Genomic DNA, 13143 nt, shown 5'->3' on the forward strand with positions numbered 1-13143 from the left:
AGACGCTGCCGCCATGCAGGGGGGCGCGGCAGTCCATGTCCCGACATTCCTTTGGAGAGAGAGCGAATGAATCACCTGCACCACCGCCCGTTGGCGGTTGCCGTCGCGCTGTGCGTGATGACCCTGGCACCGTTGGGTGCCGCTGCACAATCCACCACCAACCTGGATGCGGTGGAAGTCACCGGTACCCGCATCAAGCGCGCTGAAGTCGAAGGCCAGGTGCCGATCCAGACGCTGACCCGCGGTGATATCGAACGCACCGGCCTGACCTCGATCGGCGAAGTCCTTCAACAGCTCACCGGGTCCGGTTCCGCGCTCAACGCCAAGTTCAACTCGTCGGGCAACTTCGGCTTCCCGCCGGATGGCAGCGGTGTGGGCGCCGGCTCGGCGCAGGTGGACCTGCGCCATCTGGGGGCCAAGCGCGTGCTGGTGCTGGTCGATGGCATCCGCTGGGTCAATGAATCGTCGGCGTCCGGTGTGGGCTCGGCCACCGATCTCAATACCATTCCGCTGGCCATCGTCGAGCGCATCGAAGTGCTGGAAGATGGAGCGTCGTCGCTGTACGGCTCCGATGCCATTGCCGGTGTGGTCAACATCATCACCCGCCGCGATTTCGATGGCGGCCAGGTAACGCTGAACTACGGTGAATACAGCAAGGGCGACGGCACGCAGAAAGGCGTGGACCTGGCCTGGGGCAAGAGCGGTGACCGCTACAGTCTGTTCCTGGGTGCCAGCTGGACCAAGCAGGACCCGGTGTTCGCCAAGGACCGCGAGCAGTCGCGCTTCCCGATTCCAGGCACCGGCCTGGCCTTCGGCAGCGGCGGCATTCCACAGGGCCGTTTCATGTTCACCGATCCGAACACCGGGGCGGTGCAGAACATCGTGCCCAATACCGGCGTGAGCAACCCGCGTTACGACGGCAGTGCAGGCTGCACGCGCACCGATGACTATCACTGCTTCACCACCGCCGACCGCTTCAACTTCGCCGAATACAACATGGTGCTGACGCCGTCGGAGCGTAAAGGCCTGTTCGGCCAGTTCCGCTTCGACATCACCGACAACGTGCAGTGGTACATCAAGGCGCTGGGCAACCGCCGCGAGTCGACCAACCAGGCCGGTCCCGAGCCGCTGTTCTTCGGCCCCGATGGCGCCACCGGCAATCCGCTGGCCGACAACATCACCGTGTCTGCACTCAACCCGTACAACCCGTTCGGCTTCGATCTGGTTTCCGGCGACAACATGAGCCTGATCGGCCGGCGTCCGGTGGAAGGCGGTGCGCGCGTGTTCAAGCAGAAGGTGGATACCACTTACTTCGCCACCGGCCTGGTCGGTGACTTCCATGCCGCCGACCGCAGCTGGTACTGGGACGTCAACGGCATGTACAGCAAGAACAAGGCCGAACAGACCAACTACGGCAGCTATGACATCTACAAGGTGAACATGGCGCTGGGCGATCCGGCGGTGTGCGCGGCCACGCCGGGCTGCGTGCCGCTGAACATCTTCGGTGGCGTCGGTTCGATCACCCCGGACATGCTGAAGTGGATCCAGCCGGTGGTGCGCGATCGCAGCCAGAACGAGCTGAGCCTGTTCACCGCCAACCTGTCCAGCGAGCTGTTCTCGCTGCCGGCCGGTCCGGTGTCCTTCGCCACCGGCTTCGAGTACCGCAAGTACAAGGGCTCCTACCAGCCGGATCCGCTGACGGTGATCGGCCACTACAACGGCGTGCCGTCACAGCCGACCTCCGGTTCCTATGATGTCAACGAGGCCTACCTGGAGTTGAGCGTGCCGATCTTCGCCGATTCCTCGTTCGGCAAGAAACTGGACCTGAGCCTGGCCGGTCGCTATTCGGACTACTCCACCTTTGGTGGCGAGTTCACTCCCAAGTACGGCCTGCGCTGGCAGGTGACCGATGACTTCGTGCTGCGCACCACCTACGCCGAGGGCTTCCGCGCACCGTCGATCGGTGAACTGTACGGCTCGGCGGCACGTGCCGACCTGCAGCTGTTCGACCCGTGCTCGGTGGGCCTGGGCGGCACGCCGCCGCGTGGCAGCGCGGCCAACTGTGCCACGCTGGGCGTGCCGGCCGGCTTCCAGCAGGCCAACTCGCAGATCTCGGTGACCACCGGCGGCAACCGCGAGCTGGAGCCGGAACGCTCGCGCAGCTTCAGTGCCGGTTTCGTGTGGAGCCCGTGGTTCGGCAACAACGCCTCGTGGTCGGAGCGCTTCGATGTGGAGGTGACCTTCTACCGCCATGCCATCGACGGTGCGATCCAGGCGATCAACGCGCAGACCCAGCTGGACCTGTGCGTGGATACGCTGGATCCGATCTACTGCAATGGCATCACCCGTGCCAGCACCGGTGCGGTCAGCAGTTTCAACAACCGCCTGACCAACCTGGGGTCGATCAAGACCGATGGCTGGGACGTGGACCTGTTCTGGACCCTGCCGCAGACCTCCATCGGCCAGTTCAAGCTGAGTTGGAAAAACACCTTCGTCGGGCGTTACGAGGCCACCGGCGCGGCCGGGCAGAAGCAGCCGCAGAAGCCGGGTGTGGAAGTGGCTGACAGTTCGATTCCGGAATGGACCAGCAATGCCAGCATCGGCTGGACGTTGGACCGCTGGAGTGCCAACTGGACGGTGCGCCACATCTCCGAGCTGACCGAGAACTGCGGCGATGCTGCGGCCTTCCCGGTGTGCAGCGACCAGGCTGCAGGCACCAACACGCTGTCGGCCACTACCTTCCACGACATGCAGGTGGGCTACAAGATCGACTGGATGAAGGGGCTGCAGCTGACAGCTGGCCTGAACAACGTGTTCGACAAGGATCCGCCGATCTGCCTGTCGTGCTCGTTGAACGGCTACGACGCCTCGACCTACGACATCCCGCGTGGCCGCTACTGGTACCTGCGCGCGGATCTGCGCTTCTGATGAAGGTGCGGCGCCGGGCTCGGTCCGGCGCCAGCCTTGCTGGTGTAGAGCCGAGCCCACGCTCGGCTGATTCTCTGAGCCGAGCATGGGCTCGGCTCTACAGGTGCGGGGCGATCGTGCCCCGCGCCTGCTCAGAACGCCCAGGTGAACGTCAGCGAGCCGTTGCGGCCATCACCGAACGCGCCGTAGCCGTTGATCTGCGACAGGTACTTCTTGTCCAGCAGGTTGTTGAGGTTGGCCTGCACGCTGAACTCCGGCGAGATGCGGTAGCGCACGAAGGCGCTGACCAGTGCATAGCCGCTCTGCTCGATGCGGCCGTAGGCCGGCACCGGATAGTAGATGCGGTTCTGCCAGTTGGCACCGCCACCGACGGTCAGTGCCTGTAGCGACTGCGGGGTGTAGCTGGTGAACAGCTTCAGCGCGGTCTGCGGCAGGTTGGTATTGATGTCGGCACCGTTGATGTCCTTGGCCACGTAGCGCGACGCACCGAAGGTGGCATTCCAGCCCGGGGCCAGTTCACCGTTCAGCTCGAACTCGAAGCCACGGCTGACCGTGCCACGCGTGGCGCGGTAGGCGGTTTCGCCGCCGGTACCGCCGATGACCGGCTCACCGGTGGACTGGCCGACATTGTCCTGTTCGATGCGGAACACGGCCAGCGAGGCGTTCAGGCGGTTGTCGAACCAGGCACCCTTGACGCCCACTTCGTAGCTCTTGCCATCGACCGGATCGAGATAGCTGCCGTTGCGGTCCTTCAGCGTCTGCGGCTGGAAGATTTCGGTGTAGCTGGCGTAGGTCGAGTAGGTGTCGTTGATGTCGAACACCAGGCCGGCATACGGCGTGGTGACCTTGTGCGCGCGGTCGGCGCCTTCGCCTTCGCTCTTCCAGTCGGTGTAGCGGGCGCCGATGATCAGCTTCAGCGGATCGGCCAGCGACAGGCGTGCGGCGGCGTAACCGGCCTTCTGGGTGATGGTGCCTTCGCTGGCCAGTGCCAGCGGGTTCCAGTTTGGCTCGCTGATGTTGCCAGTCCAGTTCAGATAGCTGGCGAACGGGTCCCAGGTCTGGCCCGCGCCACCCACCTGGTAGTCGCCGAAGTTGGCGTATTCGCGCTTGTTGTAGCTCAGGCCGGCCATGAACTGGTGCTCGCGGCCGAACAGCTGGAACGGACCGTCGACATAGCCGTCCACGCCGGTGACCTTGCGCTCGGTGTTGTAGAAGCCCGCCGAGGGCGAGATGCCCGCGCCGGTGGTCTTGTCGAAGTACGACGCGCCGCTGGTCCAGTCGTTGTAGGCCGGGTAGAACAGCTTGTCGTCGGCCTTGGTCTCATCGTGGGTGGCGCCGACCTTGAACTTCCAGCCATTGCTGAAGGCATGCTGCAGGGTGGCGAAGGCGCGCTTGCTGGTGGTATCCCAGTAGGTCCAGTTCGGGCTGGCGTTGAAAGATTCGTCGTAGCCCGTGCGCGAGCCATCAGAGTACAGCATCGGGAAGCCGCCCCAGGTCGCACCATTGGCGCGCTTCTGCTGGTAGTCGTAGCCCACGCTCAGCTGGGTATCCGGGGTCAGGTCGGCGTCGATGACGGCGTAGCCCAGCGTCTTGCGCTGGTTGTAGCGGTCCATCTGGCCGTCGGTATCCAGGTAGCTGCCGATCACGCGGCCACGCACGCTGCCGCTGGCGTTGAGCGCGCTACCCACGTCAACGGTGGTGCGGGTACGGCCCCAGCTGCCCACGTTCACCGAGACGCTGCCGGCCAGCTCGGCGCTGTCGGCATGCTTGCGCACCAGGTTCACCGACGCTGACGGATTGCCGGCGCCGCTGAGCAGGCCGGTGGCACCGCGCACCACTTCCACGCGGTCATACAGCGCCAGATCCAGGCCGGAATCGCCGTAGCTCCAGTTCTGCACCATCTGCGTCGGCAGGCCATCGAACTGGTAGGCATCGATGTAGAAGCCGCGTGCGTAGAACTCCGTGCGCTCGCTGTCGGACTGGGTGCTGGTTACGCCGGTGGTATTGGCCAGCACGTCGATGATGTCGTCCAGCTTCTGATCTTCGATGCGCTGGTGGCTGATGATGCTGACCGACTGCGGGATTTCGCGCGGCGCCAGGTCGAAGCGGGTACCGGCCGAGGTGCGGCGCACCGAATAGCCTTCGGCACGCTCGCCCTTCACCACCACCTTGTCCAACGTGGTCGGGTCGGCGGCGGTGTCGGCGAAGGCGGCCGGGGCCACGGCGCAGAGAACGGCGAGCACGGCAACGGACAGCCGCTGCGGCTGCAGGGTACGGAAGGCGGGACGGGTCATGGGGGTCCTGGACGAGCACGCGCGTTCGGCCGTCATCCAGGAGGCGATGCGCTACGGGTAGGGGAAGGGCGGGCAGGCCGTCCTGGCACCACCGGAAACGAGAGAAATGGTAATACGAACTATTCCTATTTACAAATCATGAGCAGATCGGTCCGCGGGTACGCGGTGGCGGTCAGTGCAGCAATGGCAGCGGATCGCGGGGGCCGTTCGAGCCGTAGATGCCCCAGTGCAGGTGCGGCGGTGTGCCTTTGGCGTTGCCGCTGTCGCCGACATGGCCGAGCAGATCGCCGGGCTGCACCACCTGGCCGCGTGCCAGGCCGTCGGCCCAGTTCTCCAGATGCGCGTAGTAGTAGCGTTCGCGTCCGGGCCCGATCACCCACACCTGGCGGCCGCCGAGCCCGCGCTCGCTGACATCCGCGACGACACCGGCCGTGGCGCTGCGCACTGGCGTGCCGCGCTTGGCGAAGATGTCGATGCCGGCGTGGGAGCGGTCGCGGCCACGTGGCGCACCGAAGGTATCGGCGATCTGGCGTGGCCGCACGCCGTCCACCGGCACCGGCAGTTGCGTGGCCGGCGGCATACGAGAGAGTGTCCACAGCAGTTTCGGTGCAGCGGCCCATGGGCTGTTCCACAGCGTCATCGCGGCGACGAGGGCGATGGCCAGCCACAGGCTGCGCAGCAACCAGCGGCGAAGGTGGTGGGCAGGGGAGGGCGGTGTACTCATGGTTTCGAAGTGTAGAGTCGAGCCACGCCCGACTGCTTCAGCTTTGCGGTCAAAAGGCAGTCGAGCATGGCTCGACGCTACAGAGCCGGTGTCAGCGGGACTTCGAAACTCCGCTTCAACGTGCCCAGTGCCACCGAGGTGCGGAAGCGCTCGATGTTGTCATCGCCACCGAACAGGCGCTCGGTGATCGCCTCGTACTCCTCCATCGACGCCGCCGAAAGTAGCAGCAGGAAATCGCCATCGCCGGTGATCGAGTAGCACTGCTGCACGGCCGGGTCGTCCTGCACGCGGCGCTTGAACGGCGCCACGCGTTCGCGCTGCTCGCTGACCACGCGCACCTCCACGATGATGGTCAGCGGTCGCCCGACCTTGGCTGCAGCGACCACCGCCACATTGGCTGCGATCACGCCGCTGTCCTGCAGGCGCTTGATGCGGCGCTGCACAGCCGGGGTGGACAGGTGCACGGTCTCGGCGATTTCGCGCTGCGGCAGGGTGTTGTCCCGCTGCAGCAGGTCGAGGATGGCGCGATCAAAGCTGTCGAGCACGGGGGCGGTGGCCATGGCGAGCAGAAGTTGCACGAACGGGCTGTCAATTGAGCCAAGTGCTCGGCGCCGGCGCAATAGACTTTGCCCATGCAGACCTCACGACTCGCGCCGATGTTGCCGGCGCTGGCGGTGCTTGGCTCGGTCACCTCGCTGGCCATCGGCACCTCCTACGCAAAACACCTGTTCCCGCTGATCGGCGCCCAGGGCACCAGCGCGCTGCGCGTGGGCTTCTCGGCGCTGTTGCTGCTGCTGTTCTGGCGGCCGTGGCGCTGGAAGACCAGCCGCGTGGATGCGATCACCATCCTGCGCTACGGGCTCACTCTGGGGCTGATGAACCTGCTGTTCTACATGGCCCTGCGCACGATTCCCTTCGGCATCGCGGTGGCCATCGAGTTCACCGGGCCGCTGACGGTGGCGATGCTGTCATCACGACGCCCGATCGATTTCCTCTGGGTAGGCTGCGCGGCGGTGGGGCTGCTGTTGCTCCTGCCGATCGGCGGTGGCCCCGCGCTGGACCCGGCCGGCGTGCTGTACGCGATGGGCGCTGCGGCCTGCTGGGGCCTGTACATCGTGTTCGGCAAGCGTGCTGGCCATCTGCACGCCGGGCATTCGGTCTCGCTGGGGCTGCTGGCCGCGTCGCTGGTGGTGGTACCGGTGGGCGTGTTGCATGCCGGTGCCGCGCTGCTCGACCCGAAGATCCTGGCGGCGGGCCTGCTGGTGGCACTGGTGTCCAGCGCGATCCCGATGTCGCTGGAAATGATGGCGCTCAAGCGCCTGCCGAAGGAGACCTTCGGCATCCTGATCAGCATGGAACCGGCGGTGGCCGCGTTGTGGGCGATGCTGCTGCTGCACGAGCACCTGCATGGATTGCAGTGGCTGGCGATCGGCTGCACGGTGCTGGCCTCGGTGGGCAGCACGATGACCGCGCGGCGGTTGAAGGTACCGGTTACCGCCTGAAAAAAGGGACGGAGGGGATTAAGTCGTTTATGCCCTGATTTAGGGGGCGCCAGGCGGCGGCCGGCGCGAAGCGTGCGGACCAACGGTCCGCACCTACCGGGGCGGCGGTTCAGCGCAGGGCGTCGGCCGGGACGTCGATCTGCATCGCCAGCGCGAGGTGATCGGAGAACGCGGCCGGCACAGCTTCAACGGTGCGGGTCTGCAGGCCGCTGCTGACCAGGATGTGGTCGATGGCGCGGTCGGGGCGCCAGCTGGGGAAGGTCGGTACGATGCAGCCCGGGGGCTGCAGCCGGGTCTTCTGGTACAGCACCTGCATTTCCGGGCGCTCGGCCAGGCAGTTGAAGTCGCCCATCAGCACTGCGTTGGGGTGGTCGGACAGCAGCTCGGCGATGAAGCCCAGCTGTGACATCCGCGAGCCCGCGCCCAGCGACAGATGGGCAACTGCCACCGCCAGACCATCGGCACCCTCGCCGAACTTGGCCAGCAGCACGCCGCGCCCGCCGATGCGGCCGGGCAGGGCGTGGTCCTGCACTTCCACCGGTTCCAGCTTGCTCAGCAGGCCATTGGCGCTGGAGGCGACCCCGCCCATGCGCCGGTTCGGCTGATGGCTCCAGTAGTTGAAGCCGGCACGCTGGGCCAGGTAGTGGGTCTGGTTGGTGAAGCCCGAGCGCAGGCTGCCCGGGTCGGCCTCCTGCAGGCCGACGATGTCATGGTCGCGCGCCAAGGTGGCGATCGCGTCAAGGCTGCTGCGCTTGCGACCCGCCGGCAGCGCATGTGACCAGCTGCGGGTCACATAGTCGCTGTAGCGGCGGGTACTTGAGCCGGCCTGGATGTTGGCCGTCAGCAAGCGCAGGGTCCGTGTACGGGGGGAATTCACGGCCGGGAAACGCTTCTCTTGGATCAGTGAGCCTGGGCCGCACCGCGTTCGCGGGCGATCAGGTGGTCGGCGATGCGCAGCATGTCCGGGAAGCTCTTGCCCTTCACCAGGTACTTGCCGTTGACGATGATCGATGGGGTGCCGCTGATCTGGCTGCGCTGCGCGAACTGCTTGGCCGAGTTGGTCTTGGCATTCACCGCGAAGCTGCCCATGGTGGCGGCGAACTGCTTCGGATCCACGCCGTAGGCACCGTAGAACTTGGCGATGTCTTCGACCGAATCACGGCCGCGCTCGCCCTTCAGGGTCTTCTGCGAGTGGATGGCGGCGTACAGCGCTTCGTGGGTCTTCTCCTGCACGCCCAGGGTCTGCGCGGCGTAGAAGGCACGGGCGTAGTCATCCCAGGTGCCGCCGAACATGGCCGGCACGTAGACGAAGTTCACGTCGCTCGGCAGGCCGGCCTTCCACGGGCCGACCAGCGGCTGGAACGCGGCGCAGGCCGGGCAGACGTAGCCGAAGATCTCGGTCACTTCGATCTTGCCGGCGGCCGGCTGGAACGGCTGGCCGTTCGGGATCACCTGGTAGTCAGCGCCTTCCACCGGGGCCGGGCCGGTCAGTGCGGCGGTGGTCGGGGCCGGTGCAGCGGCCGGTGCCGCTTCAGTCGCGGCCTTCTCGCCTTCGGCAGCGGCCGGGGCAGCGCCCTCGGCGCCAGCGGCAGGCGCAGCCGGTTCGGTGGTGGCCGGCGCGGCCGCCGGTTCGGCCGGAGCCGCAGAGGTGTTGGCGGTGCCATCGTCGGCCTTGCAGGCGGCCAGGATCGGCAGCAGCGCTGCGAGTGCGAGGGCGTAACGGATCTTCATGGAAACGTCTCCAGCATCTGGAAAGGTGGGGCCGGCGTCAGGCGCCGGCCAGAGGGAAATGATGACATGCGGCGGCGACAGCGCCGTGTCGATGGTGGGCGTTGGTTCAGCGGCCGCGGGCGGCGCGGGCCTGGGCGATCAGCGCCGAGGCGATGCGCAGCTGGTCGTCGAAGCTGTTGCCACGCACCAGGTACTGGCCGTTGATGATGATCGCCGGGGTGCCCGGAATCCTGGTGCGCTGGGCGAACGCGCGGGCGGCGTCGACCTTCTTCTGTACGGCGTCGCCGCGCAGGGCCTGCAGATAACGGTCCGGGGTCACGCCGTAGGCCTTGTAGAAGGTGGCGAGCTCATCGGCCGAGACGTTCTGCATCGGCAGCGAGCCGTCCTCGTGCAGGGCCTTGAACACGGCCGCGTGGCTGCGCTTGGCCACGCCGACTTCGTCGGCGGCGTAGTAGGCCAGGGCCCAGGCGTCCCAGGCGCCGCCGAAGGCCGCCGGAACCGGGGTGAAGCGCACGTCGGCCGGCAGCTTGGCCGCCCAGGCTTCCAGCTGCGGTTCGAAATGGGCGCAGTGCGGGCAGGTGTAGCCGAAGACCTCGACCACCTCGATCTTGCCGGCCAGCGGCTGGAACGGGCCCGGCTGGGCGATGCGCTCGTAGTCTTTGCCCTCGACCAGCGGGGCATTGGCGGGGGTTGCGGCGCAGGCCACCAGCGGCAGCAGCACCAGCACGGACAACAGCAGGCGGGAAATCAACCTCATCGACACGCATCTCCGTTGAAAAAAGCAACGCCGGCGCGGTCGCCGGCGTGAAGGAAACATACCGCAGGCGAGGGCCGCGGTGGCGGCCCGGGCCGACCAGCGGTGGTCAGGGCGCGGCAGCCGGTTGTACCGGCGTGGTCGCCGCGGCCACGTCGTCGGCCTTGTTGTGCAGGCCCTGCAGGTAGCTCGACAGCGCCTGCACCTCCTGCTCGCTGAGCTTCTGCGCGACCGTGGCCATGATCTGGAAGTGCGCCTTGTCGGTCTCGTTGGTCTGGCCGGCCTGGTATTCCTGCAGGCGGCGCGCGACATAGCTGGCGTGCTGCCCACCGAGGTGCGGATAGGCCGGTCCGGGATTGCCGGCACCGCTGGGGCCATGGCAGGCCATGCAGGCCGGCAGGCCACGCTTGGCATCGCCGCCACGGTACAGCTGCTGGCCGATCTCGTAGAACTTCATTCCCTTGTAGGGGCCGTCAGTGACCGCCGTGTCATCGGCGATGCCGGCGGTGGCCTTCTGCGTGGCGAAGAACGCACCGATGTCGCGCATGTCCTGCGGGGTGAGGTTCTGCACGAACGGCACCATCGCCACCGCCGCGCCGGAACTGCGCTGGCCGTTGGCGATCAGGGCCATCTGCTGGGCCACGTAGCGTTCGCTCTGGCCAGCGATGGACGGGTACATCTCCACGGTGGAGTTGCCGTCGGCGCCATGGCAGGCCGCGCAGGCCGAGGCTTTGGTCTGGCCGGCCTTGGCATCGCCCCAGTGGGTCTTGCTGAAATCCACCTCCAGCGAGGCGGTGTTGATCGGCCCGTTGTCGGGCAGCGGGGTCAACGTGGTCTGCGCGAACGCAGCAGCGGCAACGACTACAGCAGTGGCAAGGGCGGATACGGCAAGAACGCGAGCGTGGCGCATGCTGAAGCTCCGTATGGACCGGGCCGGGCGGTGGCCGCCGGCATCGCCAGGATTATCAACGCCGTTTCCGCACACGGTCAACGCAGCAGTGCAGCAAAATGCCCGCAAAGGCTGCCGGCACGGGCGCGCGGCGCCGCAACATGCGATCCTAGGCGCATGTCATTGCTCATCGAACGCGCCCGTTACCACCTTTCGGCCCACAACGTGCGGCAGCTGCCGCCCGACGAAGGGGCCGAAGTGGCCTTCGCCGGCCGCTCCAACGCCGGCAAGTCCAGTGCGCTCAACGCGCTGACCCGCCAGAACGCCCTGGCCCGTGTCTCCAAGACCCCCGGCCGGACCCAGCAGCTGGTGTTCTTCCAGGTCACCCCGGAAGCGCATCTGGTCGACCTGCCCGGTTACGGCTACGCCAAGGTACCGCTGGACCTGCAGGCGCACTGGCAGGCCTTCATCGACAAGTACTTCCGCACCCGCGAGGCGCTGAAGGGCCTGGTGGTGGTGATGGACATCCGCCATCCGCTGAAGGAGTACGACCGGCAGATGCTGTCCTATGCCGTGCAGCGTGGCCTGCCGGCGCACGCGCTGCTGACCAAGGCCGACAAGCTCAGTCGCAGCCAGCAGATGCAGTCCCTGCAGAAGGTGCGCAAGGAGCTGCAATCGGCCTACGGCGACAGCGTGAGCGTGCAGGTGTTCTCCGGCGAAGACCGTACCGGCGTGGACGAAGCCCGCGGCGTGATCGGCGGCTGGCTGGGGCTGGAATAAGGCATTACCGGTCGCCCGGCTGGCAGCCGGGCGCTACCCGATCGGTGGGTGCCGACCTTGGTCGGCATACCCTCACAACGGCGAATACTCCGCCGGCACCCACGCATAGGCCTTGCCCTCGCCACGCACATGGCCCAGGCCGGGGAACGGCAGGTGCGCACCGGCCACCCACCAACCATTGGCGGTGGCCTGCTGCAACAGCGCCCGCCGGCTGGCGATGGCCGCCTTGCGGTCCGAATCCGCCTCGAATGCCGCTTCCGGATGCGCGAACTGCACCGCGTGGAAGTGCAGCACATCGCCCCACACCAGCAGTGACTGGCCCTGGCTGTCGAACCGGTAGGAGACATGGCCGGGGGTGTGGCCATGGGTGTCCATCGCCACCGCGCCGCCGGGCAGGGCATCGCCGGGGCTGAAGGTGCGCAGGTGGCCGCTGGCCTGATACGGCGCCACCGCGTTGCGTGCCAGCGGGAAGGCGAAGCGCACGCCCTTCGGCGCGGTGGCCTCGCTGGCGGGGTTGAGCCAGTAATCGGCATCGGCCTTGGACAGCCACACCGTGGCATTGGGATAGGCCGGCTTGCCGTGTGCATCGAGCACGCCACACAGGTGGTCCGGATGGGCGTGGGTCAGCAGCACCTCATCCACCTCGGTCGGGTCGACGCCGGAGGCGCGCAGATTGCCCAGCACCTGGCCCAGGCCGGGGCCAAAGCACTGCGCGGTTCCGGTGTCGACCAGGGTCAGGTGGTTGCCCTGGCGCACCAGGAAGGCGTTGATCGCGGTCTGCAGGCCTTTCTTGTCCTCAGGTACATAGCGGCCTTCGAGCAGGCGGCTGACCAGCGTCGGCGGCACGTCCACCACTTCCTGCCGACCCAGCGCGACCACGCCGTCGAACAGGGCGGTGACCTGCAGCGCACCGACGCGCTGGTGGTAGACGCCGGGCACCTGCTGGGTGGGGGCGGGCGAGGTGGCTTCGGCCAACGCGGCCAGTGGCAGGGAAGACAGGGCCAACAGCAGGGCGCCGTGCAGCGGCAGGTGACGCAGGGTCATGGCGGTTCTCGGTGGACGACGGACGATTCCGTTGCTGCATAGCGTGCCGTGGCCGACGTGTGCGCGGCGCTCAAACCACTACGCGGAATGCTCAGGGAAGGGGTGTTGTCTGCAGGGCTGCGCCCTGCACCCGCAGAGGCAACGGCAACAGCCGAAGCAACAGCAACAGCCGAAGCAACAGCAACAGCGGGCTATCCGTGGGATGGCGGGGTGGGTCCGGTTGCGGGAGACGCCGTAAACCCCTCCATGGGGGCTTGGCCGCGGCTTGCCCGTGTGCGCTGTCCTGCGCACACGGCAAGACCGGGGCGGGGCATCCTGCCCAACCCGCCCGAGGTATACCTCGGGCCCATGCCGCGGACACTCCCGCAACCGGACCCACCCCGCCTTCGACAGTTTTCCGCGATCTGACCCCAGAGTTTCATTTGATATCTGACAGATGTGTCGACCAAGGTCGACACCTGCCAACAGCTGCAGAAATCTGTCAGAGGTGGGGCGGG

General features: G+C 66.9%; 11 protein-coding genes. 3 read left to right on the top strand and 8 right to left on the bottom strand.

The genetic code is table 11. The features are described from left to right. Positions 1–66: 66 nt before the first annotated feature. On the top strand, positions 67–2928 hold the full coding sequence (locus HLA98_RS11755) for a TonB-dependent receptor plug domain-containing protein (RefSeq protein ID WP_057499297.1): 2862 nt from the start codon (positions 67–69) through the stop codon (positions 2926–2928). 131 nt (positions 2929–3059) lie between these two features. Here HLA98_RS11755 and fhuE read toward each other — a convergent pair whose 3' ends face one another. The 3 genes from fhuE to HLA98_RS11770 all read right to left on the bottom strand — a co-directional run bounded on the left by fhuE (position 3060) and on the right by HLA98_RS11770 (position 6506). Beyond that, positions 3060–5222 (bottom strand): ferric-rhodotorulic acid/ferric-coprogen receptor FhuE, encoded by a 2163-nt coding sequence (fhuE, locus tag HLA98_RS11760; RefSeq protein WP_057499296.1) that lies wholly within the window; start codon positions 5220–5222, stop codon positions 3060–3062. A gap of 172 nt (positions 5223–5394) precedes the next feature. Further along, entirely contained in the window at positions 5395–5946 is a 552-nt protein-coding gene (locus HLA98_RS11765; protein ID WP_057499295.1) for a M23 family metallopeptidase, read from the bottom strand. A 77-nt stretch (positions 5947–6023) separates the two neighbouring features. After that, complete coding sequence (locus HLA98_RS11770) at positions 6024–6506, bottom strand: Lrp/AsnC family transcriptional regulator (protein WP_049447800.1); 483 nt, start codon at positions 6504–6506, stop codon at positions 6024–6026. A 72-nt stretch (positions 6507–6578) separates the two neighbouring features. Between HLA98_RS11770 and HLA98_RS11775 the strand changes: the two genes are divergently transcribed. Continuing rightward, positions 6579–7448: an EamA family transporter gene (locus HLA98_RS11775; protein WP_057499294.1), complete on the top strand. Its 870-nt coding sequence runs from the start codon at positions 6579–6581 to the stop codon at positions 7446–7448. A gap of 109 nt (positions 7449–7557) precedes the next feature. On the opposite strand, the gene HLA98_RS11780 is transcribed toward HLA98_RS11775, so the two are convergent. The 4 genes from HLA98_RS11780 to HLA98_RS11795 all read right to left on the bottom strand — a co-directional run bounded on the left by HLA98_RS11780 (position 7558) and on the right by HLA98_RS11795 (position 10843). Continuing rightward, positions 7558–8295: an endonuclease/exonuclease/phosphatase family protein gene (locus HLA98_RS11780; RefSeq protein ID WP_170272472.1), complete on the bottom strand. Its 738-nt coding sequence runs from the start codon at positions 8293–8295 to the stop codon at positions 7558–7560. Positions 8296–8348: 53 nt separating this feature from the next. Beyond that, positions 8349–9179, bottom strand: coding sequence for a thiol:disulfide interchange protein DsbA/DsbL (locus HLA98_RS11785; protein ID WP_057499292.1), 831 nt, complete (start codon positions 9177–9179; stop codon positions 8349–8351). A gap of 106 nt (positions 9180–9285) precedes the next feature. Then, complete coding sequence (locus HLA98_RS11790; RefSeq protein WP_057499291.1) at positions 9286–9936, bottom strand: thiol:disulfide interchange protein DsbA/DsbL; 651 nt, start codon at positions 9934–9936, stop codon at positions 9286–9288. A gap of 106 nt (positions 9937–10042) precedes the next feature. Further along, the gene (locus HLA98_RS11795) at positions 10043–10843 is read right to left on the bottom strand and encodes a c-type cytochrome (RefSeq protein ID WP_057499290.1); all 801 of its coding nucleotides are present in this window, start codon (positions 10841–10843) and stop codon (positions 10043–10045) included. A gap of 156 nt (positions 10844–10999) precedes the next feature. On the opposite strand from HLA98_RS11795, the gene yihA reads away from it, so the two are divergent. Then, positions 11000–11602 carry a ribosome biogenesis GTP-binding protein YihA/YsxC gene (gene yihA, locus HLA98_RS11800; RefSeq protein ID WP_057499289.1) on the top strand — a complete coding sequence of 201 codons (603 nt, stop codon included), beginning with the start codon at positions 11000–11002 and terminating at the stop codon, positions 11600–11602. Between the two features lie 72 nt (positions 11603–11674). Here yihA and HLA98_RS11805 read toward each other — a convergent pair whose 3' ends face one another. Continuing rightward, positions 11675–12646 (bottom strand): MBL fold metallo-hydrolase, encoded by a 972-nt coding sequence (locus HLA98_RS11805; protein WP_057499288.1) that lies wholly within the window; start codon positions 12644–12646, stop codon positions 11675–11677. Positions 12647–13143 lie beyond the last annotated feature (497 nt).

The sequence above is a fragment of the Stenotrophomonas africana genome, assembly GCF_013004645.1.
Classification (GTDB): domain Bacteria; phylum Pseudomonadota; class Gammaproteobacteria; order Xanthomonadales; family Xanthomonadaceae; genus Stenotrophomonas; species Stenotrophomonas africana.

Bases quoted from the DNA above. Each gene is read 5' to 3' on its own strand.
- HLA98_RS11755 (WP_057499297.1), top strand. From the start codon at position 67: ATGAATCACCTGCACCACCGCCCGTTGGCGGTTGCCGTCGCGCTGTGC.
- fhuE (WP_057499296.1), bottom strand. From the start codon at position 5,222: ATGACCCGTCCCGCCTTCCGTACCCTGCAGCCGCAGCGGCTGTCCGTT.
- HLA98_RS11765 (WP_057499295.1), bottom strand. From the start codon at position 5,946: ATGAGTACACCGCCCTCCCCTGCCCACCACCTTCGCCGCTGGTTGCTG.
- HLA98_RS11770 (WP_049447800.1), bottom strand. From the start codon at position 6,506: ATGGCCACCGCCCCCGTGCTCGACAGCTTTGATCGCGCCATCCTCGAC.
- HLA98_RS11775 (WP_057499294.1), top strand. From the start codon at position 6,579: ATGCAGACCTCACGACTCGCGCCGATGTTGCCGGCGCTGGCGGTGCTT.
- HLA98_RS11785 (WP_057499292.1), bottom strand. From the start codon at position 9,179: ATGAAGATCCGTTACGCCCTCGCACTCGCAGCGCTGCTGCCGATCCTG.
- HLA98_RS11790 (WP_057499291.1), bottom strand. From the start codon at position 9,936: ATGAGGTTGATTTCCCGCCTGCTGTTGTCCGTGCTGGTGCTGCTGCCG.
- HLA98_RS11795 (WP_057499290.1), bottom strand. From the start codon at position 10,843: ATGCGCCACGCTCGCGTTCTTGCCGTATCCGCCCTTGCCACTGCTGTA.
- yihA (WP_057499289.1), top strand. From the start codon at position 11,000: ATGTCATTGCTCATCGAACGCGCCCGTTACCACCTTTCGGCCCACAAC.
- HLA98_RS11805 (WP_057499288.1), bottom strand. From the start codon at position 12,646: ATGACCCTGCGTCACCTGCCGCTGCACGGCGCCCTGCTGTTGGCCCTG.